The following is a 23,060-nucleotide window of genomic DNA, read 5'->3' as shown; positions in this document are numbered from 1 at the left end:
ACGCACACATAACTCGATAAGAACCGGAGACGACCTTGTACGACAGCACCTCGATTCCCGCGTCGATCGAAAGAGACGATGCCAATGCCCTGTTTCACCGCGTGGCGTGGCGCTTCATGCCGCTGCTGTTCGTCGGCTACGTGGTGGCGTATCTGGACCGCGTGAACGTCGGCTTCGCGAAGCTGCAGATGCTCAATTCGCTGCATCTGAGCGAAGCCGTGTATGGCCTCGGCGCGGGACTGTTCTTCGTCGGCTATTTCTTCTTCGAGGTGCCGAGCAATCTGCTGTTGCACCGGATCGGCGCGCGGCGCTGGATCGCGCGGATCATGATTACATGGGCGATCCTCTCGATGGCGACCGCCTGGGTCTCGACGCCGATGCAGTTCTACGTCGTGCGCTTCATGCTGGGCGTCGCGGAAGCGGGCTTCTTTCCGGGCATGGTGCTTTATCTGACGTACTGGTTTCCCTCGCATCGGCGCGGCAAGATGGTGGCGCTGCTGATGGCGGGCAATCCCGTCTCGGGGCTCGTGGGCGGTCCGGCTTCCGGATGGATCATGCATTCGATGGGCGGCATGGCCGGACTCGCGGGCTGGCAGTGGCTCTTCATCATCGAGGCGCTGCCGTCGATCCTGCTGGGCATCGTGATCCTGAAGCATCTCGACGATCGCGTCGCGGATGCGGCGTGGCTCTCCCCGCACGAGAAGCGCGTAATCCAGGACGAGATCGCCGCCGACGCCGCGACGCAGACGCACGGCTCGGTGCGCGCCGTGTTCACGTCCGCGCGCGTGTACCTGATGTGCCTGATCCTCTTCGGCATCGTGATGGGCTCGTACGCGATCGGCTTCTGGCAGCCGACCATCCTGCGTTCGACGGGCATCGAGGACGCGTTCGTGATCGGCCTTCTGACGATGATTCCCTACTCGGTCGCGCTCGTCTCGATGATCGTCGTGGGCAAGCACGCGGACCGCACGCGCGAGCGGCGCTGGCACGTCGCGCTGCCTGCGTTGCTCGCGGGCGCGGGCTTCGTGCTGTGCGCGCTGTTCGGCTCGTCATCGGCGATTTCGGTCGCGGGACTCACGCTGGCCACGGCGGGCGTCATCACCGCGTTGCCGATGTTCTGGGCGCTGCCGACCGCGTTTCTCGGCGGCACGGGCGCGGCGGCGGGCATCGCGCTCATCAACTGCACGGGGAATCTCGCGGGCTTCATCAGCCCTGCCGTGATCGGCTGGCTCAAGACGCTCACGCATTCGCTGTCGTCGGGGTTGTTCGTGGTGGCGGCGTCGCTGGCGGTGTCGGCGTTGCTGATTCTCGTCTTCGTGCCGGCGAAGCTCGTCAACAAGTGAGCATCCGACGATGACCATGCCTCCCGTATTGCAGATCGGCGAGTTTCCCGCCGCCGTCCAGACGATGATCGGCGAGCGCTTCGCGCTTCGTACGCTCGCCGAAGTCGATGCCGACGATGCGCTGCGCGCGCGTATCGGCGCGATCGTCACGCGATCGAATTACGACATCGACGAAGCGCTGATCGCGCGCTTGCCGTCGCTGCGGATCGTCGCGACGAGCGGCGTCGGCTTCGACCGGATACCGGTGGCGTACGCGCGCGAGCGTGGCGTCGTCGTCACGAACACGCCGGACCTGCTGAACGCGGCGGTCGCTGAGCTGACCATCGGCCTGATGCTCGCGCTGCTGCGCCGGTTGCCGATGGCGGACCGCTTCACGCGTTCGGGCGCATGGACCAGGGGCGCGTTTCCGCTCGGATCGAGTCTTGCGGGCAAGCGTGTCGGCATCGTCGGAATGGGGCGTATCGGGCGCGAGATCGCGCGGCGGCTGATGCCGTTCGATGTGTCCATTGCGTACTTCGGGCGCTCGCGGCAGGCGCTCGACTTCCCCTACTTCTCCGATGTGATCGAACTTGCGGGATGGTCGGACGTGCTGATCGCGAGTTGTCCGGGCGGACGCGAGACGCGTCATCTGATCGATGCCGCGGTGCTCGATGCGCTCGGTCCGAACGGAATGCTCGTGAACATCGCGCGCGGCTCGGTGGTCGATGAAGCGGCGCTGGTGACGGCGCTCGCGCGCAACGCGATTGCAGGCGCCGCGCTCGACGTATTCGAGCATGAGCCGCTCGCGGATTCGCCGTTATGCGGCTTCGAGCAGGTCGTGCTGAGTCCGCATATCGGCAGCGCGACGCACGAGACGCGCCTCGCGATGGCGCGACTCATGATCGACAATGTCCTGGCCGTGTTTGAAACGGGAAAAGGGATAACCGTGGTCGAGTAAGTGCAGACGGCGTGCGTGCTGGAATTCCAGAGACAACGCATTTCACTCGATCTTCTTTAGCGCCGCGCGGTCCATGTAGCTGATCGCGCCCGCGGTGAATAGCGGGCCGTCACGGACATAGCGGTATTTGCCGGTCTTCGTATCTCTTCTTGACACTTCTATGAAGCGGCCTCGATACCGTTCGAGCCATCGGCCGCGGACGATCGCCTGCCGTGTACGGATGCGTCGAACCTGTTCTCGCTCAACTCATGATGCCGATCTGCCACGGCACGAATTCGTGGTCGCCCAGCCCGAGGAGTTCGCTCTTGCTGCGCTGGCCCGATGCGGTTGCGAGCAACGCATCGAAGATCGCCTGCCCCATGCTCTCGATGCTCGCCTCGCCGTCGAGGATCGCGCCGCAGTTCAGGTCCATGTCCTCGGCAAGACGACGGTACATCGGCGTATTGGTCGCGAGCTTGATCGAGGGCACGGGCTTCGCGCCGAACATCGAGCCGCGTCCCGTGGTGAAGGCGATGAGATTCGCGCCGCCCGCGATCTGACCGGTCGCGGACACCGGATCGAAGCCCGGCGTATCCATGAACACGAGGCCGCGCTGCGTCACCGGTTCGGCGTACCGATACACCTCCATCAACGGCGTGGTGCCGCCTTTCATCGACGAGCCGATCGACTTCTCGAAGATGTTCGCGAGACCGCCGGCCTGATTGCCGGGACTGACCTTTCCATTGATCTGCACGTCGCGCCCGACCGAATACTCTTCCTTCCACCAGCGGATGCGTTCGACGAGCTTCTCGCCCACCGCACGGCTTTGCGCGCGGCGCGTCAGCGTGTGTTCGACGCCATAGACCTCGGGCGTCTCCGACAGAATCGCGGTGCCGCCGTGGCGCACGAGGATATCCATCGCCGCGCCGAGCGCGGGATTCGCGCTGATCGACGAGAATCCGTCCGAGCCGCCGCATTGCAGGCCGATCTTCAGATGGCTTGCATCGACGGTGCTGCGCGTCACGTCGTTCGCGCGCGGCAGCAGCGCCTTCACGGCCTCGATGCCCGCCTCGATCGTCTTGCGCGTGCCGCCGGTGTCCTGCATGGTGAAGGTATGCAGCCGCGAACTTTCGCTCAGGCCTTCCTGATCGAGCAGCCCTTGCAGTTGATTGCGCTCGCAGCCGAGTCCGACGATCAGCGCCGCCGCGAGATTCGCGTGCCGCGCATAGCCCGCCATCGTGCGGCGCAGAAGCTGCATCGGCTCGCCGCTCATCTCCATGCCGCAGCCGATCGAATGACTGAACGCAACCACGCCATCGACGTTCGGATAATCCGCGAGACGCTCGGGCGTGAACCATTCCGCGATCCTGTGCACGACCGTGGCCGAGCAATTCACCGTCGACAGAATGCCGATGTAGTTGCGCGTCGCCACCGCGCCGTCCGCGCGCACGATGCCCTGAAACGTCGCGCGCTTCTCGGCGGGAAGCAACTCGACCGGGCGATAGTCCGCGCCATGCGCATAGTCGCGATCGAAGTCGCGAAATTCGACGTTGTGTCCGTGAACGAGCGTGCCCGCCGGGATATCCGTCGCGGCAAAGCCGATGACCACGTTGTATTTGCGAATCGGCTCGCCCTGGCTGATCGGGCGCGCCGCGATCTTGTAGCCGGCGCTCACCTGGCTGCGGCTGACGAAATCTTCGGCGTCCACGCGCGTGCCGATCCCCACATCCATGCGGGCGATGACGACGTTATCGTTCGAATGCAAACGGATCACCGGGCCGGCTACACGCTTTTCGGACTGCTCGATCATGTGAGTTTTCGCTTGAGACAAAGGCGCAGCGAGTGCGCGCCGTGAGATGTGTGGGAATCGAATGGAGATCGCTCGATGCGCCCATCATACGGATCGGGGAACTGCTATGGCTTGCTTGAGAAGCAAGGATTTTTATCGTTTGAGCGCTTGATCCGCGGGCTTAAGCATGGACAGCAACGCAGGAGACAGACCCATTGGCAGCAGACCGAACGCTATCTCGGCGATCGAGCGGCTTGCAACCGGCTTTCGTTTCACCGAAGGTCCGGTGTGATTCGGCGATGGCCGCTTTCTTCTGTCTGGCGACATCCCCAGTAATCGCATGTTGCGCCGGGTTCGATCTATCGCATCGACGGGGAAACGGGCGCGGCGCGCCTCGTCACCGACGGAGCGATCTCCGGATGTATCGCTGGATCACGCTCCTGCACGGATCGCCCGCCTGCGCGAGTCGTCCCTCACTGGCGCGCCGATGCAACGCGCCGGCGTTCGCCCTAGGGTGATTACATATGTTGCGATTAATATTGGCGTGGCAACATTTGTATCACTCAACCGGAGAATAAAGGACGTCATGAAGACCACATCGCTGTTCGCATCGTCTGTCGCGCTTGCCGCGCTGTCGCTCGTCACGGGAGCAAGCTACGGCCAGGACGGCCAGCCGACGCTCGCGAAGATTCAGAGCGCCAACATGATTGCAATCGGGCATCGCGAGACATCGGTGCCGTTCTCGTACGTCGGCGCGAACAACGAAGTCATCGGCTTTTCGCAGGACCTGTGCAACAAGATCATCGACGCGGTCAAAGCCAGAACGAAGCATCCGGACCTGCGCGTGCGCTTCATTCCGGTGACGTCGCAAAACCGCATTCCGCTCGTGCAGAACGGCACCGTCGATCTCGAATGCGGCGTGACCACCAATCTCACGTCGCGTCAGAATCAGGTCGCGTTCTCCGATACCTTCTTCGTCGCCACGACGCGCCTCTTGACGAAGAAGGATTCCGGCATCAAGGACTTCCCCGATCTCGCGGGCAAGACGGTCGTGACGAATCAGGGCACGACGTCCGAGCGCATTCTTCGCAAGATGAACGAAGAGAAGAAGATGAACATGAGCATCATCAGCGCGAAGGACTACGGCGAAGGCCGCGTGACGCTGGAAACCGGCCGCGCGGTGGCCTACATGATGGACGACGTGCTGCTCGCGGGAACGCGTTCGCTCACCGCGAAGCCTTCGGACTGGGTGCTGGTCGGCACGCCGCAATCGTCGGAGGCGTACGGCTTCATGCTGAGAAAGGACGATCCGGAGTTCAAGAAGCTCGTGGACGATGCGATGAGTCAGGCGATGAAAAGCGGCGAAATCAACGCGATGTACGACAAGTGGTTCATGAAACCCGTGCCGCCGAAGAACATCAACTTCGAGTTCCCGATGAGCGACACGGTGAAGAAGCTCTACGCCGACCCGAACGACAAGGCGCTCGAATGACGACGTAACTTACTCGTCGAAGGGCAGATCGGTCTGCCCTTCCGCGCGCATATCGAACGTATTGAGCGTCATGGCAACGAGCGCGTAATAGCCCAGCAGCCCGACGAGATTCACCACGACCGTATGGCCGAAGCGCGCGACGGCGGCGCCGTAGGTGGCATCGCTGACGCGCTTCGTTTCGTATAGCTCGGTCGCGAAATCGACGATGAGCTTGTCGTCGGCATCGGCGAAAGTTGGCGTCTGGCCCGTGCGCAGCGCTTCGGCGACATCGGCGGGCACGCCGGCATCGAGCGCGATGGGATGATGGATATGCCACTCCGCCTGCGAGCGCCAGCGCGCCGCCGTCACGAGAATGGCGAGTTCCGAAAGCCGCAGCGGCAGGCCCGTTTGGTAGCGGCAGAACGCGCCGAGCTTTTGCGCGTTCTGCGCGAGTTCCGGACTGAAAATCCAGCCGAGAAACGGGCCATTGAGATTGCCGCGCGGGCCGCTCAGAATGTCCTGCAACACGGCTTTCTGTTCATCGGATGCGGTGGCGGCGTTGAAGTCGGGAAGTCGCTTGCTCATGTCGGAATCGATGTTCGTTGAGTGTTGGTGAAGCGTCGCGTCGCCTCGCTCATGCCGCCTTCGCGCCGATGGCCGACAGCGCACCGTCGATGGCATCGGAAAGCCGCTCGACGATGGTTTCGATCTGCGCGCTCGTCGTGATGAACGGCGGTGCGATGAGCACATGATCGCCGATGCGGCCATCGACGGTGCCGCCCATCGGATAGACCATGAGGCCGCGCTTCATCGCCTCGCTCTTGATGACCGCGTGCAGCTTGTGCTTCGGATCGAACGGCGTCTTGCTCGCGCGATCCTGCACCAGCTCGACGCCGGTGAAGAGACCGCGCCCGCGAACGTTGCCGATGAACGGATGATCCGCGTGCCGCTCGCGCAACGCCGCGCGCAGTTGCTCGCCGCGCGCCTTCACGTTGTCGAGCAGCTTGTCTTCTGCGATGACCTTCTGCACTTCGAGCGCCGCCGCGCACGCCGTCGCGTGACCGATATAGGTGTGGCCGTGCTGGAAGAAGCCCGAACCGCCGACGATCGTATCGAATATCTCGTTGCTGACGAGCGTCGCGCCGATCGGCTGATAGCCCGCGCCGAGGCCCTTCGCGATCGCGAGAATGTCGGGCTCAACGCCGTCTTCCTCGCACGCGAAGAGATAGCCCGTGCGGCCCATGCCGGACATGACTTCGTCGAGGATCAGCAGCACGCCGTACTTGTCGCAGACCGCGCGAATCTTGCGAAAATAGTCGCGCACGGGCGGCACCGCGCCCGCCGTCGCGCCGACGACCGTTTCGGCGACGAACGCCGCCACCGACTCCGCGCCGAGTTCGAGAATCTTCGCTTCGAGTTCGTCCGCGAGACGTTGCGCGAAGGCTTCGTCGGTTTCGCCCGCCTGCTGCTCGCGATACGCGAAGCACGGCGAGACATGATGCGCTTCGATCAGAATCGGCAGGAACGGCTCGCGCCGCCATGCGTTGCCACCGATAGCCAGCGCGCCGAGCGTGTTGCCGTGATAGCTCTGCCGGCGCGCGATGAAATGCCGGCGCCCGGGCTGCCCTTTCTCGACGAAGTACTGGCGCGCGAGCTTGAGCGCGGCTTCCATCGCTTCGGAGCCGCCGGACACGAAGTACACGTGACCGAGGTTCTTCGGCGCGGCATCGACGAGCAGGTTCGCGAGATCTTCCGCGGGTTCCGTGGTGAAGAACGATGTGTGCGCGTAGGGCAGCTGCTGGACTTGTCGCTGGATGGCTTCGATCACGCGCGGATGGCTGTGTCCGAGACACGAGACGGCCGCGCCACCGCACGCGTCGATATAGCGCTTGCCGGTGGAATCGACGATTTCGATGCCGTCGCCGAGCACGGCGACAGGAAGCCTCGCGCGCGGCGCGCGATGAAATACCGTGGTCATGGTCACTGCCCGTTGAGTGCGTGCAACACGCGATGTTCGATATTAGCATCGAAACAACATTTGTTGTTGCACTCCTGCGCCGTGATGCGATGTTCAGCTCGCCGCGTAGGCGCCGTTCGAATGAAGCGCGGCTTCGGCTTGTTCCAGATTCGCGATCGCGTCCTTGCCTTCGAGCGCGAGCAGGTGCGCGACGAGCATTTCCGCGAGCGCGGAAGCCGCCACGAGCGACGGGAAGAACGACGGCGATTCATGCGAGAAGACGAGCGTGTGATCCGCGTTCAGCGCAATGGGCGACACGGCGCTATCGGTCAGCGCGATGAGTTTCGCGCCGCGCTCGACGGCCGCCTGCGCGACGCGCACCGCTTCGACGGAATACGGCGCGAAGCTGACGACCACCACGGCGTGCTTTTTTTCGATGCAGCGCAACTGCATTTCCAGCGTGCCGGCCTCGCCGCTGACGAGACTCACCGACGGACGAAAGAGGCGATATCCGTAGAGCAAACCGAACGCAACCGGATAGCACGACCGGAAACCGGCGACGTGGACTTGCGGCGCCTTTTTCAACGTCTTCGCCGTGTCGACGACGCTCGCAGCGTTCTGCGCGAGCGTGAGTTCGAGATTGTGCAATTGAGCCTGCGCGAGATCGCGGCTCAGATGATTGTCGGCACCGCCTTTCACGAGCGAGCGGGCGCGCGTCGTCAGCGGTTCGGGACGCGTGCGCACCCGGCTCACGAAAACATCGCGCAACTCGTTCCAGCCGGGGAAACCGAGCTGCTGCGAAAGACGCACCATCGCGGCGGGCTGGACCTTCGCGCGCTCGGCGACCTTGCGCATCGAGAGGACGGCGACTTCGTCGGGATAGTCGAGAAGGAACGCGGCGCCGGCCTGGAACTGCGGGCTCAGATCGGGGAAGCGGTCGCGAATGGCGGCGGCGAGTTGGTCGAAGGTGGGCACGTTGCGATCGGAAGGAAGGCGGACGCGTTATTTAAGCATGAGTCAGGCGCGACTTCGCGATGGAAAAGGCAAAAAGCCGTGCCATCACGGATGCGCGCCGGCATCATCGACGCCCGTCTCGTGGCCACTATAATCGGTCTCGGTGGCCGCACGGGTCGTCCGACGCGTGCGGCCTTCCTTCGAGGTTCGAACCTTTACGAGGATGATGCCTGCCATGACCAAAGCTGCCGCGTCTCGACCGAATTCCGCTGCCCGCATCTTCTATCCACGCGTTTTGGCCGCCGCCCTGGCGAGCGTCTCACTGTTCACTGCTTGCGCGTATGCGCAGGACGACAACGACCACGACTCCGGGCGGCACGGCGATGGCGGCCGGCACGTCAAAGTGATGATCATTTCGATGTTCGGCCCCGAAGGCCAGGTCTGGCTGGACAATCTCGGCCCGTGGCAAACCGTGAAGGTGCCGGGGCTGTCACCGGACTATCCCAATGTCAATTGCAATCGCGACGACGTCTGCGTGATGACCACCGGCATGGGCCACGCGAACGCGGCGGCGTCCATCATGGCGCTGGGCTTCTCCGAGCAGTTCGATCTGCGGCACACCTATTTCCTGGTCGCGGGAATCGCGGGGATCGATCCGGCTCGCGGGACGCTCGGTTCGGCGGCATGGGCGAAGTATCTCGTCGATTTCGGCATCCAGTGGGAACTCGACGCGCGCGAGAAGCCCGCCGACTGGCCCACCGGGTTCCTCGGCATCAATACGAAAAACCCAACGGAGAAGCCGCCGCTCGATTACCGCACGGAGGTTTTCGCGCTGAACGCATCGCTCGCGGATGCCGCGTACAGCATCTCCCGCAACGTCAAGTTGTCCGACAGTGACGAGGCGAAAGTCGCGCGCGCGAAGTTCAACTATGCGCCGGCGAATCAGCCGCCCGCTGTCATCCAGTGCGACACGCTTGCAGGCGACACCTGGTGGTCCGGCAAATTCATCGGCGAACGCGCGCGTGACTGGACGCGTCTTTTGACCGACGGCAAAGGCGTCTATTGCACGACGCAGCAGGAAGACAATGCGACATACGAAGCGCTCAAGCGTGCGGCGAGCGCGAAGCGGGTGGATCTGTCGCGCGTCGCCGTGCTCCGGGCCGGCTCGGACTTCGACCGGCCGTATCAGGGGCAGACGGCCGCGGACAATCTCTTGAACTATTCCGCACAGGGCGGCTTCGCGCCCGCCATTCAGAACCTGTACTTGACCGGCGGCCCGGTCGTGAAGGAAATCGTCACGCACTGGGGCGCGTGGCGCAAAGGCGTTCCCGCGCATTGACGACGCCCGGCAGGGAGAGACGTCGGCAGTGAACGACGCACTACGGCGCTCTCCCGCGCGGCCGACATTCGCCGCAAACGATCCGCTAGGGACTTGCCTCAAGTTGTCGTGCCCGGCGGTTGACGATTACACTGAATCTTCCGCGCCGGACGGCCTGCCAGCGCGATCGTCCGCTCACCAACCGGCCTTCGATCAACGCGCATGGTCAACGACCTCTGGTACAAGAACGCCGTCATCTACTGCCTGTCCGTGGGCGTATTCATGGACGCGAACGGCGACGGCATCGGCGATTTCCAGGGTCTCGTGCGCCGTCTCGACTATCTTCAAGGTCTCGGCATCACCACCCTATGGCTGATGCCTTTTCAGCCATCGCCGGGCCGCGACAACGGCTACGACATCTCCGATTACTACAACGTCGATCCGCGCTACGGCACGCTCGGCGACTTCACGGAGTTCACGCACGCGTGCCGCCAGCGCGGACTTCGCGTCATGATCGATCTCGTCGTCAACCACACCTCGGACCAGCATCCGTGGTTCAAGGAGGCGCGGCGGGACCCGGCATCGAAATATCGCGACTGGTATGTGTGGTCGAAGAAACGGCCGGCCCGCGCGGATGACGGCGTCGTGTTTCCCGGCGTGCAGAAGTCGACCTGGACGTACGACAAGGAAGCGCGCATGTGGTACTTCCACCGCTTCTACGACTTCCAGCCCGACCTGAACACGGCCAACCCTTTCGTGCAGGCCGAGTTGCTGAAGATCATGGGCTTCTGGACCCAGCTCGGCGTCTCGGGATTTCGCATGGATGCCGTGCCATTCGTCATCGCGACCAAGGGCGCTCAGGTAAAACGGCCGGTCGAGCAGTACGACATGCTGCGCATGTTCCGCGAGTTTCTGCAATGGCGCGAAGGCGACGCGATCATTCTCGCCGAAGCCAACGTGCTGCCCGACGCCGACATGAAGTACTTCGGCGATGCAGGGGAGCGGCTGCAGATGATGTTCAACTTCCAGGTCAATCAGAACACGTTCTATGCGCTCGCAAGCGCGGACACGGCTCCGCTGAAGAAAGCCCTGGAGGCGACCAAGGCGCGAGCGGCATCGGCTCAGTGGGGCGTGTTCCTGAGAAACCACGATGAACTCGATCTCGGCCGGCTGACGCTCAAGCAGCGCGAAACCGTATTCGCCGCGTTCGCCCCCGAACCGGACATGCAGCTTTACGAGCGCGGCATTCGCCGGCGTCTTGCGCCGATGCTCGATGGCGACCGTCATCGGCTGGAACTGGCGTACAGCCTGATGCTGACGCTGCCGGGCACGCCCGTCGTGCGCTACGGCGATGAGATCGGCATGGGCGACGACCTGCGCCTGCCCGAGCGCGAAAGCGTCCGCACGCCGATGCAATGGTCCACCGAGCCGCACGCCGGCTTCACGAAACATGCGCGTCCGGTGTGTCCGGTGATTTCGGGCGGACCATATGGCTTCGAGCGCGTGAACGTCGCGAGTCAGCGGCGCGAGCCGAACTCGCTGCTGAACTGGATGGAGCGCATGATCCGCATGCGCAAGGAAGTGCCGGAAATAAGCTGGGGCGACTTCGACATCCTGCGCACCTCGCGCGACGACGTGCTCGCGCTGCGCTACGCGTGGCGCAACAACTCGGTCGTCTGCCTGCACAACTTCAGCGCGACCGCCTGCACGGTGAAGTTTCAGGTCCGCCCGGATACCGGCGAGAGCGCCACGCTCGTGAACCTGCTGTCGGACGATCACAGCCAGGGCAACGCGAAAGGACAGCACACCGTCGTGCTGGAGCCGTACGGGTATCGGTGGTTCCGGTCCGGCGGTCTCGACTATCTGCTCAAGCGAAGCGAAGTGTGAGCGGCGCTGGAACAGTCGGTTCGACGCGAAAAGCACGACGTATCCGCGATGCACGACCCGCTCGCATCGCGCGATGCTCCTCGCTCTGCCTGTAACTGCCGGACCGTAACTCGCCCGATTACCCCGGTATCCACGCTCGTCGCGCACGTACATCTTGCGGATTGATCAGGCAAAAGCGTCCGGTCGCGTTCAGCGTTCCGTCGATGAGGGAGCGTTTGCACTACTCACACGCCCGAGCGTGGCCCCAGCGCTGAAATGAACGAAACGGTCGTGCGACAACTTGCACCAATCGGTTTGCTCAACCGATGTGAATCCACGGCAAAATCGAATCACTCGATTTGGAGTGCAAACGACACAAATTCCATCTACATTGGTGAGTGCAATGTCTCATCCCGCAAGAGGTAACTCGCGAAACGCGCGACTTCACGCGGCGCTTCATTCACTTCACAGTCCGGAGGATCGTATGCCTGCCCAACAAGCGCGGCGCGCGAGTCGTATTCTCCAGGCCTTCTCGTCCGGCCCCGGCCCGCCATCCTCATGCCGCACGTCGGTCCATCATTTGATTCGTCGGATGGACGGCGTTCGAGCGGCACATATCGTCGAATAGCGTCGTCCGAGTGATTTCTGAAGTTCAGATCAATCAGGAGTCCGTTATGAAGAAGAACACGAGTCAGATCCGGATGTTCACGAGCGTCGCGTTATGCGCGGCTGCCCTTCTTTCAGCTTTCCACGCGCGATCGGACGACAAGAACGCGCAATACGCTCATCAGGCAGGCAACGACGTGCTCGCGATCGGCGACGCCGGACCGTCCGACGATCCGAACGCGCCGCCGCAGCACTCCACGGTCAAGTTCTTCGACGCGCGCTCGGGCAAGCTTCTTTATCAATTGCCGGACGCGAGCGGCGGCCTGGCGGGCCCGACAGGCATTGTCTTCGATGATGGCCGGATGATCGTCGCCAATCAGAACGTCAATCTGCCCTTCAATGGCGAAGTGCTGCAGTACGGACGGGGTATCGAACCCGGCACGCCGCTGGTTTCTCGCGACGATCCCCATGCGCCGCTCGCCCCGCGGGGCATCGTGCTCGTGCAGCGCGGCAGTGGCAAGCGGCTGTTCATCGCCGATATGGGCGATCCGAACAACAACGTCAACGGCAAGCTGCTGGTCTTCGATGTCAGGCACGGCAAAGCCACATTCGTGGCTGACATGAATCCGAAGACCGATGCCCTTGGCACGCAATTCCGGCCGCGCGGGCTGGTGATTGGACCGGATGGCTATCTCTGGGTCACACTCGCGTATCTTCCCGGCGGTTGCGGCGGCAAGGTCGTGCGGTTCAACCCAGCGACACTCGCGTACAAGGACACCGTGTTGTCGAACTCGCCCGATTGCAGCAAGGACGCCAACCATTTGAACCGGCCCGAGGGGCTCGCGTTCGCACCGAATGGCGACCTGTTCGTCACGAGCTTCAAGAACTCCACCGTGGACGCCGACATCGACCGGATACTGATCCTTCGCGCTGAAGATCGCATTTATCGACGTTCCGCGCCGCAGCTCGACTTCATTCCACTCGATGCCCCGGGTCAGCCGCGCACGTCGACGCAGGCGCTCGTGTTCGGTCCGGGCGGTTATCTCTACGTCGCGATTCTGCAGAACGGCGAGGTGCGCAAATACGATGTCGTAACCAAAGGCTATTGGACGATCGTTCAGCCATTGGGCAAGCTCACGGCGCCGTTCTACCTCAGCTTCTTCAGGACCGATCCCGCGACGCTGGCTTACGAAGGGGATGATGGTCGGCGCTAGGAAGCGGCCTATCCGGTTACGCCGCCTTGTTCGAGCCGTTGAAGGTCGCCTTCCGAATGCCATCGGCGGGTTCGCCAGCCCTCAAGCCCGCACGCCGCACTCCGCCTCCTGCGCGGTCCATCCGGCGACCCGATCGCTGAGCGTCAGCCCCAGGCCCGGACGCGTCGGCACGATCATCCGTCCATTGCTCGTCTCGAGCCGCTCGTTGAAAAGCGGCTCCAGCCATTCGAAGTGCTCCACCCACGGCTCGCGCGAATAACAGGCGGCAAGATGGACATGCAGCTCCATCGCGAAGTGAGGCGCCAGCATCAGGCCGGCGTGATCGGCGAGCGTCGCCACCTTGAGGAACGGCGTGATGCCGCCGACGCGCGGCGCGTCCGGCATCAGATAGTCCGCCCCGCGCTGACGAATGAATTCCCAATGCTCCGATACGCTCGTCAGCATTTCGCCCGTCGCGATGGGCGTATCGAACTGCGCGGCGAGCGCCGCGTGGCCCTCGGCGTCGTAGCAATCGAGCGGCTCTTCGATCCACACGAGATTGAACTGCTCGAAGGTGCGGCACATGCGCTGCGCAGTCGGGCGATCCCATTGCTGGTTTGCATCGACCATCAGCGGGAAGCTGTCGCCGAGATGCTTGCGCACCGTCTCGACGCGATGGATGTCCAGCGCGCAATCCGGCTGCCCGACCTTGAGCTTGATCCCGCCGATGCCCTTCTCGCGCGATGCATCCGTGTTCACGAGCAGTTGATCGAGCGGCGTATGCAGGAAGCCGCCGGACGTGTTGTAGCAACGCACCGAGTCCCGTTGCGCGCCGATCAGCTTCGCCAGCGACAGGTTCGCCCGCTTCGCCTTCAGATCCCAGAGCGCGACATCGAACGCGCCGATCGCCTGCGCCGCCATCCCGCTGCGCCCCACCGACGCGCCGGCCCACGCGAGTTTGTCCCACAGGCGCGCGATGTCGCTCGGGTCTTCGCCGATCAGCACCGGCGCAATCTCCTTCGCATGCGCGAACTGGCCGGGGCCGCCCGCGCGCTTCGAATAGCTGAATCCCAGCCCACGATGACCGTCCGCCGTTTCGATCTCGACGAACAGAATGGCGATCTCGGTCATCGGCTTCTGACGGCCGGTCAGGACCTTCGCGTCGCTGATCGGATTGGCGAGCGGCAGAAAGGTCGAGGCGACGCGCACCCATTTGATCGAATCGTTCGATGTTCCGGCGATGAGCGATGACGTTGCTTGCATGATGGACTTCCTTGAATGAACGGTCTGGGCGGCAGTCAGTTGCCGTGACGCGGTTTCAGATGCGGTGAGGTTTCTTCTCGCGGCGCGCTGCCGGGATCATCGAGATCGAGGCGCTGCAGTTTTCCGACGATCAGCAGATACGCGGCCGCGCCCAGCAGCGACAGCCCGCCGATATACGTCAGCGCGATTTCGAAGGAGCCGGTGCTCTTGATCATCCAGCCGATGGCGAGCGGCGTCACGATGCTGGCGAGATTCCCGCACAGATTGAAGATGCCGCCGCTGATGCCCATCGCGTGCTTCGGCGACACATCGCCGACGATGCACCAGCCGAGATTGCCGACGCCCTTCGCGAAGAACGCGACCGACATCACCAGAATGACGACGGCGGTCGAATGAACATAGTTCGCGACGACGATGGTGCTCGACAGCACGAGCCCGCAGATGATCGGCGTCTTGCGCGCCGCCGTCAGGCTGAAGCCGCGCTTGAGCATCCAGTCGGACCACAGGCCGCCGATGAGCCCGCCGACGCAGCCGGCCACCGCAGGCACCGCCGCCACCAGCCCGACCTTCAGGATCGACATGCCCTTCGCTTCGATCAGGTAAGTCGGGAACCAGGTAAGAAAGAACCAGGTGATCGACGTGAGACAGAACTGGCCGATGTAGATGCCGATCATCATGCGGTTGGCCGCGATCGCGCCGACCTGGCTCCAGCGGAACGGCTGAGGGCTGTCGCCCATCGTGGGCAGTCCGCCGCCCGACGCGATGTAGTCCAGTTCGGCCCGGCTCACGCGATGGTCGCGCTGCGGTTCGCGCACCGACCGCAGCCACAGGAAGCCGAGCACGATCCCGACCGCGCCCGTCGTGAAGAACACGTAATGCCAGCCCCACGCGCTGACGGTGAACGTCATGATCGGCGTGAAGACGGCCAGCGCGAAGTACTGCGCCAGTTGAAAGACCGAAGTGGCAAGCCCGCGCTCGGCGCTCGGGAACCACATCACCGTGAGGCGGCTGTTGCAGGGAAACGCGGGCGATTCCGCAATGCCCATCAGAAAGCGCAGCGCGAAGAGCGCAATGAATGCGGACGCGAACAGATGCACGAAGCCCTGCAAAAACGTGAGCGCGGACCACAGGATGAGGCTCACGCCGAGCACCATGCGCGCGCCGAAACGATCGAGCACGAGGCCGCCCGGTATTTGCATCGCGGTGTACGCCCAGCCGAAGGCGGAAAACGCGATGCCCATCGTCAGCGCATCGAAGCCGAGTTCGTGCCGCATGCTGGGCGCGGCGATGGAAAGCGTCGCGCGGTCCACATAGTTGAAGACCGTGACGATGAAGATCATCGCCAGGATGAACCAGCGGACGTTCGTGCGCTTGCCGCCTGTTTGTGAATCCGGTTTTAGAACCATCGATGTCTCCTGTCGCGTGACTCGATCATACAATGATTGCGCAATCATTCAAGCGCTTCGTGCCGGAGCCGATGCTGTGGTTTACACCGATTGGACGAGCGGCCGCGTGCCGCTGACGTCGCCGCCGTTCATGGTCTAATTCGGATGTCGCGAACGACGACGATCACCCCGGCACCCAGATTTCAGCGATATGGCAAAGAAGAACGGCGGCACTTCCTCATCCGAAGCTGGCGAGACGCAGAGCGTCACGCTGATCGACGTTGCACGCGTGGCGGGCGTTGCGCCGATGACCGTGTCGCGCGCCCTGAACCGCCCCGATCTCGTGCGCAGCGCGACACAGAAGAAAGTGCTGGAGGCCGTGCGCGCCACGGGCTATGTGCCGAACATGCTGGCCGGCGGGCTTGCGAGCAGCAAGAGCCGGCTCGTGGCCATTCTCCTTCCGACCATCGCCAATTCGATCTTCGCCGATACCGTGCAGGCGCTCGTCGACCGGCTCACGGCATCGGGCTATCAGACCCTGCTCGGCTTGACCGCTTATTCGGCCGCGCGGGAGGAGGCGCTCGTCGAAGCGATTCTCGGTCGCCGTCCGGACGGCATCGTGCTTGCGGGCGCCACGCATGCGAAGCCGACGATCGACCGGCTCCAGCGCGCGAACATTCCTGTCATCGAAATCTGGGATTTGACCAACAAGCCCATCGACACGGTCATCGGCTTCTCGCACGAAGAGGTCGGCAAGCGCGTCGCGCAGCATCTCGTCGAAAAGGGATACCGCGACTTCGGCGTACTGTCCGTCGACGATCCGCGCGGCCTGCGCCGCTGCAAGAGTCTCATCGCGGAGCTGGGCCGTCAGGGCATCGACGACGTGCCGTTCGAAGTGCTTCCCGCCCCGGCGACCTTGCAGGCGGGCCGCGAAGGCGTCGCCCGTCTTCTGAAGGCCCGCTGGCCGCGCGTCGTCGTATGCAGTTCCGATACGCTGGCGCAAGGCGTTCTCGCCGAAGCCGCGAGCCGGAAGATGAAGGTTCCAGGCGATATCGCGGTAATGGGATTCGGCGATCTCAGCACGGCCGCGCACGTGTACCCCGCGCTCTCGACGGTGCGAGTCGATGGCGCGACCATCGGCATGAAGGCCGCCGACGCACTTCTCTCACGCTTTTCGCAAGACCGCGGCAGTCAAAAACCGGCACGCGTGAAGATCGATACAGGTTTCACGATCATCGACCGGGAAAGCACCTGAGGCTGGCAAAAATGATTCCGCAATCATTTTGCGGTCCATTTCGTACCCGCGCCAGGCTCACCGCGTCCTGACGCCCTGACGCATCCGCTGTACGAACTTGTCGGTGATCGCCGGCAAGGTCCTGCCCCTTTTCTTCACGATCGCGATCGACCGCACGAACGCCGGATGGTCGATCTTCTTCACGACGAGTCCCGGTTCTGCGCCCACCTCGCGCGCGGTCTCCGGCAGGATGGTCACGCCCAGACCGGCGCGCACCATCGCCACGGCGGTCATCATGTACGTGGGTTCGCACGCGATATCGAGCGGCCCGCTCGACTGGCTGAGCGCCGCATCGACGACCGCCCGCACGCTCGTTCCCGGCGCGGTGAGCACGAGCGGCAGCCGCGCCAGATCGCTCAGGCCGATGCGACGCTTCCTCGCAAGCGGATGTTCCTTCGGACAGACCGCAACGAGCCGGTCCACGCCCGCATGCAGCACTTCGAGCATCGGGTCGAGCACTTCGCCGCCGGTGAGGCCGATGTCCGCTTCCTCGTCGCGCACGAGCGCATTGACGGTGCTCGCCACGACATCGCGAATCTGGAACACCACGCGCGGCACGTCGCGTTTCATGTCGATGATCAGTTCGGGCAACACGCTCGCCGCGAACGTCGGCAGGCACGCGATGCGAATCGTGCCGCTCTCGCCGATGCCCAACGCGCGCGCATCGCGCAGCACGCTTTCCATGTCGCGCAGCGATTTGCGCAGGAGCGGCAGCAGCTCGCGGCCCGTCGGCGTCAGCGCGACATTGCGGCTGTTGCGATCGAAAAGCCGTGCGCCGACCGCCTCCTCCAGCCGGCGTATCTGCACCGTGAGCGCCGGCTGCGACAGATGCAGCCGCTCGGCCGCGCGCGTGAAGCTGCCCGCCTCGGCCACGGCGACGAGCGCGCGAATATCGCGAAGATTCAGATCCATTATGGTTCGTGATAGCTGCGATCAAATCATTTCAATTGTGTTATCGCCGCATCGAACTTACTCTCGGCTACATCAAAAAACAAGATTCGGAGACAGACTCATGCTGCCGTTGCTCGGCTTGGCCACCATCGTCGTCCTGCTCGGGGCGATCCTTTCGAAGCGCATGTCGCCGCTCGTCGCGCTCATCATCGTGCCGATCGCGGCGTCGCTGATCGGCGGCTTCGGCTTGCACACGAGCAAGTTCGTCATTGACGGACTGAAGAGTCTCGCGCCCGTCGTCGGCATGTTCGTGTTCGCGATTCTCTATTTCGGCACGATCACGGACGCGGGCACGCTCGATCCGATCATCGACCGCATCCTGCGCGCGGTCGGCACGAAACCGACGCGCATCGTGATGGGCACGACGCTGCTCGCGCTGCTCATCCATCTCGACGGCTCCGGCGCCGTGTGCTTTCTCGTGACGATTCCCGCGATGCTGCCGCTCTACGATCGCCTCAAGATGGACAAGCGCGTGCTCGCGGCGGCCGTTTCGATGGCGGCGGGCATCAACTTCCTGCCGTGGACCGGGCCGATGATCCGCGCGTCTGCCTCGCTGCATCTGCCGATTTCATCGCTGTTCAATCCGCTGATTCCGGTGCAGGCCATCGGCCTCGTGTTCGTGTTCGGCATGGCGTGGAGGCTCGGCCGCCGCGAGGAAAAGCGCCTCGGTTATTCGAGCGCGAGCGGCGCGATTCCCGTTCCGAAGCGCGAACTCACGCCGGAGGAACAGGCGCTGCGCCGCCCGCAGAACTTCTGGTTCAACATCGTGCTGACGATCGTCGTGCTCGGCACGATGGTCGTGATGGGCGAGAAGATTCCGCCCGCGATCATGTTCATGGTCGGATTGTGCATCGCGCTGATGGTGAATTACCCGAACGTCGACATGCAGCGCAAGCGCATCGACGCCCACGCGCGCGCCGCGCTGATGATGGCCGGCATTCTGCTCGCGGCGGGCGTGTTCACCGGCATCATGCAAGGCAGCGGCATGCTGAAGGCGATGGCGCAGGCGGCCGTCGGCTTCGTGCCGCCCGCGATGGCGGGCCACATTCCGGTTGCGCTCGGCCTTCTGTCGATGCCGCTCTCCATGCTCTTCGATCCCGATTCGTTCTATTTCGGCGTGCTGCCGGTCATTGCCGAAGTGGCGTCGCAACTGGGCGTGCCGGCGGTGCATGTCGGCCAGGCCGCACTGCTCGGCCAGATGACGACCGGCTTCCCCGTGAGTCCGCTCACGCCCGCGACGTTTCTCGTCGTCGGCCTATGCGGCATCGATCTCGCGGATCATCAGAAGTTCACGTTCCCGCTGCTGTTCGGCGCGTCGATCGTCATGACGATTGCGTGCGTCGTGCTGGGCGTGTTTCCGTTGTAAAGGAAAAGCATCATGAAAGACACCATCAGAATCGGCGCGGGCGCGGGTTATTCGGGCGATCGCATCGAGCCTGCCGTCGAACTCGCCGAGCACGGCGCGCTCGACTATCTCGTGTTCGAGTGCCTCGCCGAACGCACGATCGCCATCGCGCAGCAGGCGCGGCGCGGCGATCCTTCGCTTGGTTACGATCCTCTGCTCGAAGCGCGCATGCGTGCCGTGCTGCCGGTCGCGGCGAAGAACGGCGTGCGGATCATATCGAACATGGGCGCGGCCAATCCGCGGGCGGCGGCCAGAAAGACGGCGCAGATCGCGCGAGAACTGGGCCTGCACGGATTGAAGATCGCAGCCGTGACGGGCGACGACGTGCTCGATGTCGTCCTGCGCTCGGCCATGCGTTTCGAGGAATCCGGCGACGACGTGGCCGCATATGCGGATCGGATCGTGTCCGCGAATGCGTATCTCGGCGCGACGCCCATCGTCGATGCGCTCGCGGCCGGCGCGGATATCGTGCTGACCGGACGCGTCGCGGACCCGTCGCTGTTCACGGCGCCGCTCATCCACGAATTCGGCTGGCGCATGGACGACTGGAACACGCTCGGGCAAGCGACCGTCGTCGGTCATTTGCTCGAGTGCGCGGGACAGGTGACGGGCGGCTATTTCGCCGATCCCGGATACAAGGACGTCGGCAATCTCGCGCGCTTAGGTTTTCCTATCGGCGAGGTGAGCGCGAACGGCGCGGTCGTCGTGACGAAGGTGCCGCATGCGGGCGGCTCTGTGACCGAGGCGACGTGCAAGGAACAACTGCTCTACGAAATTCACGATCCGGCGCGTTACTACCAGCCCGATGTGGTGGCGGACTTCTCGCAGGTGCGCGTGATGCAGGAGGCGCATGACCGCGTGCGCGTGTCAGGCGGACGCGGCCATGCGCGCACGAATACGCTGAAAGTTTCGGTCGCGTATGCCGACGGCTATATCGGCGAAGGACAGATTTCCTATGGCGGACCGGGCGCGGTGGCGCGTGCGCGGCTCGCGCTCGATATCGTGCGTGAACGTCTCGCGATAACGGGCGTCGATACGAGCGAGTTGCGCTTCGATCTGATCGGCGTGAATGCGCTTTATGGCGATGCGCTCGCTTCCCGCAGCAACGAGCCTTCGGAAGTCCGCGTGCGCGTGACGGGGCGCACATCGAATGCGAAGGAGGCGGCGCGCATCGGCAATGAAGTCGAAACGCTCTATACCAACGGCCCGGCGGGCGGCGGCGGCGTGAGCAGGACGACGCGCGAAGTCATCGCCGTGCAATCCGTGCTGCTCGCGCGCGAGCATGTAAAGCCCGTTTTCGAATTCGTGGAGGTCAACGATGAAACTGCGTGAACTGGCGCACGGCCGCACCGGCGACAAGGGCAACACGCTGAATGTCTCGGTGATCTGCTTCGACGCGAAGCACTACGCGCATTTGCGCGCGCAACTGACGCCCGAACGCGTGAAGGCGCATCTCGCCGATGTCGTGAAAGGCGATGTCGTGCGTTACGAGTTGCCGCTGCTCGATGCTTTCAACTTCGTGCTCGGTCATGCGCTCGGCGGCGGCGTCACGCGCTCGCTCGCGCTCGACGCGCACGGCAAGTCGATGAGCTCGGCGCTGCTCGATATCGACATCGAGGCGCCGGTCGCGGATTGAGTCGCGTGAGCCGTCGCAAAACGGGCCACGCCATGCAAAAGTCCGCGACATGCGCGGACTTTTGCGGTGGTCGCTGCTACTTCTTACTGGACCTTGAATCGCTTCACCTTCGAACTCAGTTCGTCGGCCTGAGACTTCATCGAAAACGCGGCAGCCGATACCTGCTCCACGAGCGCCGCGTTCTGCTGGGTGACCGCGTCCATCTGGGTGACAGCCAGATTGACTTCGCCGATGCCCTTGCTTTGCTCGGCGGAGGCGGCGGCGATCTCGCTTACGATATCCGTCACGCGCTTGACCGATTGCAGGATCTCTTCCATGGTCGCACCGGCGACATCCACGTAGCCGGAGCCCGCCTTCACGCGGTTCACCGAATCGTCGATCAATGCCTTGATTTCCTTCGATGCCGCCGCGCTGCGTTGCGCGAGCGACCGGACCTCAGAGGCGACCACCGCGAAGCCGCGCCCTTCTTCACCGGCGCGCGCCGCTTCGACGGCGGCATTCAGCGCGAGGATATTCGTCTGGAACGCAATGCTCTCGATGGTGCCGACGATCTCGGCGATACGGTCCGAACTCGCGTTGATGCCGTCCATCGTTTCGACCACCTGCTGCACGACGCCGCCGCCGCGCTGCGCGGTCTCCATCGCCGTCGTGGCGATATGGCTCGCCTGCTTGGCGCTTTCCGCGTTGTTCTTCACGGTCGAGGTCAGTTCTTCCATGCTCGAAGCGGTTTCCTCGAGCGATGCCGCCTGCTCTTCGGTGCGCTGCGACAGGTCCTGATTGCCCGCCGCAATCTGCGATACCGCCGAGACGATGGACTCGCTCGACACATGGATTTCGCGGATCATCGCTTGCAATTGCTGCTGCATGCGTTTCATCGAATGCAAGAGGCTGCTTTGATCGGTCGAAGCCGTTTCGACCACCACGGTCAGGTCGTTATCCGCAATGCGGCTGGCGATCTGCGCTGCGTATGCCGGATCGCCGCCCAGCGAACGCAGGATGCCGCGATTGATCCACACGACGATGGCGGCCATCGCGGCAGCCGCGAGCAGCAGCACGGCCACGCTCTGATACAGCGACGTGCGGAATGCAGCGTCGATGTCATCGACATAAGCGCCCGTTTGCAGAATCCAGCCCCACGGTGCGTAGCTCGCGGCGTAGGCCGTTTTCGGGAACACGCCGGAGAGTCCGGGCTTGGTGAACGAGTAGTTCACGAATCCGCCGCCGTCGTTTTTCACGCGGGCGACCGTGTCGTGATAAAGCGCGACGCCGTTGGGGTCGGTATAGCTATCCTGGTTCTTGCCCACCAGTTCCGGATGGAACGGGTGCATCAGGATCACAGGCTCGAAGTTCATCACCGTGAAATAGCCCGTGCCGCCTTGTCCGTAGCGCGTGCCTTTGATCGCATCGAGGGCGCGGGCCTTGGCCTCGTCTTCAGTGATCTTTCCCGCAGCGGCTTGGTCCGCGAAGGCCTTCACGGTCGAGAGGCCGACTTGCGTGGCGTGAACGAGGTCGTTCTTGCGCTCATCGAAGCGCACTTGCCGAAGGCGGTATGCGTCGATCAAAGTGACTGAAGCGGCGAGCACGATGCTCAGGATAAGGGGAAGCCAGAGTTTCTGGCTGAAGGTCAGTTTCACGGTGTCTCCGGTCATGTCGTTGCGTCTCTCGGCTTTTAACGACGTACTGCAGAAATTCTTGAGTGCCGTTATTCAAAGC

18 protein-coding genes are annotated in these 23,060 nt (G+C 63.5%); 10 read left to right on the top strand and 8 right to left on the bottom strand.

Features of this window, described 5'->3' with window-relative positions:
* Positions 1-35: 35 nt before the first annotated feature.
* Both AWB72_RS06620 and AWB72_RS06615 read left to right on the top strand, forming a co-directional pair.
* Complete coding sequence (locus tag AWB72_RS06620; protein ID WP_040053345.1) at positions 36-1,343, top strand: MFS transporter; 1,308 nt, start codon at positions 36-38, stop codon at positions 1,341-1,343.
* 10 nt (positions 1,344-1,353) lie between these two features.
* Positions 1,354-2,280 carry a 2-hydroxyacid dehydrogenase gene (locus AWB72_RS06615; RefSeq protein ID WP_040053346.1) on the top strand — a complete coding sequence of 309 codons (927 nt, stop codon included), beginning with the start codon at positions 1,354-1,356 and terminating at the stop codon, positions 2,278-2,280.
* Between the two features lie 241 nt (positions 2,281-2,521).
* Here AWB72_RS06615 and AWB72_RS06610 read toward each other — a convergent pair whose 3' ends face one another.
* On the bottom strand, positions 2,522-4,069 hold the full coding sequence (locus AWB72_RS06610; RefSeq protein WP_040053347.1) for a D-arabinonate dehydratase: 1,548 nt from the start codon (positions 4,067-4,069) through the stop codon (positions 2,522-2,524).
* Positions 4,070-4,634: 565 nt separating this feature from the next.
* On the opposite strand from AWB72_RS06610, the gene AWB72_RS06605 reads away from it, so the two are divergent.
* Positions 4,635-5,540, top strand: a complete 906-nt coding sequence (locus AWB72_RS06605; RefSeq protein ID WP_040053348.1) for a glutamate/aspartate ABC transporter substrate-binding protein — start codon at positions 4,635-4,637, stop codon at positions 5,538-5,540.
* A 9-nt stretch (positions 5,541-5,549) separates the two neighbouring features.
* Here the strand turns inward: AWB72_RS06605 and AWB72_RS06600 are convergent, their stop codons facing one another.
* The 3 genes from AWB72_RS06600 to AWB72_RS06590 form a co-directional block, all read right to left on the bottom strand.
* Positions 5,550-6,104 (bottom strand): carboxymuconolactone decarboxylase family protein, encoded by a 555-nt coding sequence (locus tag AWB72_RS06600; RefSeq protein ID WP_040053349.1) that lies wholly within the window; start codon positions 6,102-6,104, stop codon positions 5,550-5,552.
* 49 nt (positions 6,105-6,153) lie between these two features.
* Positions 6,154-7,497 (bottom strand): aspartate aminotransferase family protein, encoded by a 1,344-nt coding sequence (locus AWB72_RS06595; RefSeq protein WP_040053350.1) that lies wholly within the window; start codon positions 7,495-7,497, stop codon positions 6,154-6,156.
* 93 nt (positions 7,498-7,590) lie between these two features.
* Positions 7,591-8,451, bottom strand: coding sequence for a MurR/RpiR family transcriptional regulator (locus AWB72_RS06590; RefSeq protein ID WP_040053351.1), 861 nt, complete (start codon positions 8,449-8,451; stop codon positions 7,591-7,593).
* 214 nt (positions 8,452-8,665) lie between these two features.
* Here AWB72_RS06590 and AWB72_RS06585 point away from each other — a divergent pair, with 214 nt between their 5' ends.
* The 3 genes from AWB72_RS06585 (at position 8,666) to AWB72_RS06575 (ending at position 13,434) form a co-directional block, all read left to right on the top strand.
* Complete coding sequence (locus tag AWB72_RS06585; RefSeq protein ID WP_084593133.1) at positions 8,666-9,769, top strand: purine-nucleoside phosphorylase; 1,104 nt, start codon at positions 8,666-8,668, stop codon at positions 9,767-9,769.
* A gap of 201 nt (positions 9,770-9,970) precedes the next feature.
* On the top strand, positions 9,971-11,635 hold the full coding sequence (locus AWB72_RS06580) for an alpha-amylase family protein (protein WP_040053352.1): 1,665 nt from the start codon (positions 9,971-9,973) through the stop codon (positions 11,633-11,635).
* 653 nt (positions 11,636-12,288) lie between these two features.
* Positions 12,289-13,434, top strand: coding sequence for an NHL repeat-containing protein (locus tag AWB72_RS06575; RefSeq protein ID WP_052450137.1), 1,146 nt, complete (start codon positions 12,289-12,291; stop codon positions 13,432-13,434).
* A gap of 81 nt (positions 13,435-13,515) precedes the next feature.
* Here AWB72_RS06575 and AWB72_RS06570 read toward each other — a convergent pair whose 3' ends face one another.
* Positions 13,516-14,676: an L-talarate/galactarate dehydratase gene (locus AWB72_RS06570; protein ID WP_040053353.1), complete on the bottom strand. Its 1,161-nt coding sequence runs from the start codon at positions 14,674-14,676 to the stop codon at positions 13,516-13,518.
* Between the two features lie 35 nt (positions 14,677-14,711).
* Positions 14,712-16,082, bottom strand: coding sequence for an MFS transporter (locus tag AWB72_RS06565; RefSeq protein ID WP_040053354.1), 1,371 nt, complete (start codon positions 16,080-16,082; stop codon positions 14,712-14,714).
* A 190-nt stretch (positions 16,083-16,272) separates the two neighbouring features.
* Here AWB72_RS06565 and AWB72_RS06560 point away from each other — a divergent pair, with 190 nt between their 5' ends.
* Positions 16,273-17,316 carry a LacI family DNA-binding transcriptional regulator gene (locus AWB72_RS06560; RefSeq protein WP_040053355.1) on the top strand — a complete coding sequence of 348 codons (1,044 nt, stop codon included), beginning with the start codon at positions 16,273-16,275 and terminating at the stop codon, positions 17,314-17,316.
* A 57-nt stretch (positions 17,317-17,373) separates the two neighbouring features.
* On the opposite strand, the gene AWB72_RS06555 is transcribed toward AWB72_RS06560, so the two are convergent.
* On the bottom strand, positions 17,374-18,267 hold the full coding sequence (locus AWB72_RS06555) for a LysR family transcriptional regulator (RefSeq protein ID WP_040053356.1): 894 nt from the start codon (positions 18,265-18,267) through the stop codon (positions 17,374-17,376).
* Between the two features lie 100 nt (positions 18,268-18,367).
* Here AWB72_RS06555 and AWB72_RS06550 point away from each other — a divergent pair, with 100 nt between their 5' ends.
* The 3 genes from AWB72_RS06550 to AWB72_RS06540 are packed head-to-tail and all read left to right on the top strand — an operon-like array spanning position 18,368 to position 21,347.
* Positions 18,368-19,672 (top strand): CitMHS family transporter, encoded by a 1,305-nt coding sequence (locus tag AWB72_RS06550; RefSeq protein WP_040053357.1) that lies wholly within the window; start codon positions 18,368-18,370, stop codon positions 19,670-19,672.
* A 12-nt stretch (positions 19,673-19,684) separates the two neighbouring features.
* The gene (locus AWB72_RS06545; RefSeq protein WP_040053358.1) at positions 19,685-21,043 is read left to right on the top strand and encodes an acyclic terpene utilization AtuA family protein; all 1,359 of its coding nucleotides are present in this window, start codon (positions 19,685-19,687) and stop codon (positions 21,041-21,043) included.
* The gene (locus AWB72_RS06540; protein ID WP_040053359.1) at positions 21,030-21,347 is read left to right on the top strand and encodes an AtuA-related protein; all 318 of its coding nucleotides are present in this window, start codon (positions 21,030-21,032) and stop codon (positions 21,345-21,347) included. The genes AWB72_RS06545 and AWB72_RS06540 overlap by 14 nt, the downstream gene beginning before the upstream one ends.
* Before the next feature lie 83 nt (positions 21,348-21,430).
* Here the strand turns inward: AWB72_RS06540 and AWB72_RS06535 are convergent, their stop codons facing one another.
* The gene (locus AWB72_RS06535) at positions 21,431-22,981 is read right to left on the bottom strand and encodes a methyl-accepting chemotaxis protein (protein ID WP_084593136.1); all 1,551 of its coding nucleotides are present in this window, start codon (positions 22,979-22,981) and stop codon (positions 21,431-21,433) included.
* Positions 22,982-23,060 lie beyond the last annotated feature (79 nt).

Origin of the sequence: Caballeronia concitans (assembly GCF_001544615.1) — a bacterium.
GTDB classification, from domain to species: Bacteria; Pseudomonadota; Gammaproteobacteria; order Burkholderiales; family Burkholderiaceae; genus Caballeronia; species Caballeronia concitans.
This window is presented reverse-complemented; position numbering and strand designations above follow the sequence as displayed.

What these genes read in the sequence shown, in the direction of transcription:
- AWB72_RS06615 (WP_040053346.1), top strand. Translation starts at nt 1,354, where the DNA reads ATGACCATGCCTCCCGTATTGCAGATCGGCGAGTTTCCCGCCGCCGTC.
- AWB72_RS06610 (WP_040053347.1), bottom strand. Translation starts at nt 4,069, where the DNA reads ATGATCGAGCAGTCCGAAAAGCGTGTAGCCGGCCCGGTGATCCGTTTG.
- AWB72_RS06605 (WP_040053348.1), top strand. Translation starts at nt 4,635, where the DNA reads ATGAAGACCACATCGCTGTTCGCATCGTCTGTCGCGCTTGCCGCGCTG.
- AWB72_RS06600 (WP_040053349.1), bottom strand. Translation starts at nt 6,104, where the DNA reads ATGAGCAAGCGACTTCCCGACTTCAACGCCGCCACCGCATCCGATGAA.
- AWB72_RS06595 (WP_040053350.1), bottom strand. Translation starts at nt 7,497, where the DNA reads ATGACCACGGTATTTCATCGCGCGCCGCGCGCGAGGCTTCCTGTCGCC.
- AWB72_RS06585 (WP_084593133.1), top strand. Translation starts at nt 8,666, where the DNA reads ATGACCAAAGCTGCCGCGTCTCGACCGAATTCCGCTGCCCGCATCTTC.
- AWB72_RS06580 (WP_040053352.1), top strand. Translation starts at nt 9,971, where the DNA reads ATGGTCAACGACCTCTGGTACAAGAACGCCGTCATCTACTGCCTGTCC.
- AWB72_RS06575 (WP_052450137.1), top strand. Translation starts at nt 12,289, where the DNA reads ATGAAGAAGAACACGAGTCAGATCCGGATGTTCACGAGCGTCGCGTTA.
- AWB72_RS06570 (WP_040053353.1), bottom strand. Translation starts at nt 14,676, where the DNA reads ATGCAAGCAACGTCATCGCTCATCGCCGGAACATCGAACGATTCGATC.
- AWB72_RS06565 (WP_040053354.1), bottom strand. Translation starts at nt 16,082, where the DNA reads ATGGTTCTAAAACCGGATTCACAAACAGGCGGCAAGCGCACGAACGTC.
- AWB72_RS06560 (WP_040053355.1), top strand. Translation starts at nt 16,273, where the DNA reads ATGGCAAAGAAGAACGGCGGCACTTCCTCATCCGAAGCTGGCGAGACG.
- AWB72_RS06555 (WP_040053356.1), bottom strand. Translation starts at nt 18,267, where the DNA reads ATGGATCTGAATCTTCGCGATATTCGCGCGCTCGTCGCCGTGGCCGAG.
- AWB72_RS06550 (WP_040053357.1), top strand. Translation starts at nt 18,368, where the DNA reads ATGCTGCCGTTGCTCGGCTTGGCCACCATCGTCGTCCTGCTCGGGGCG.
- AWB72_RS06545 (WP_040053358.1), top strand. Translation starts at nt 19,685, where the DNA reads ATGAAAGACACCATCAGAATCGGCGCGGGCGCGGGTTATTCGGGCGAT.
- AWB72_RS06540 (WP_040053359.1), top strand. Translation starts at nt 21,030, where the DNA reads ATGAAACTGCGTGAACTGGCGCACGGCCGCACCGGCGACAAGGGCAAC.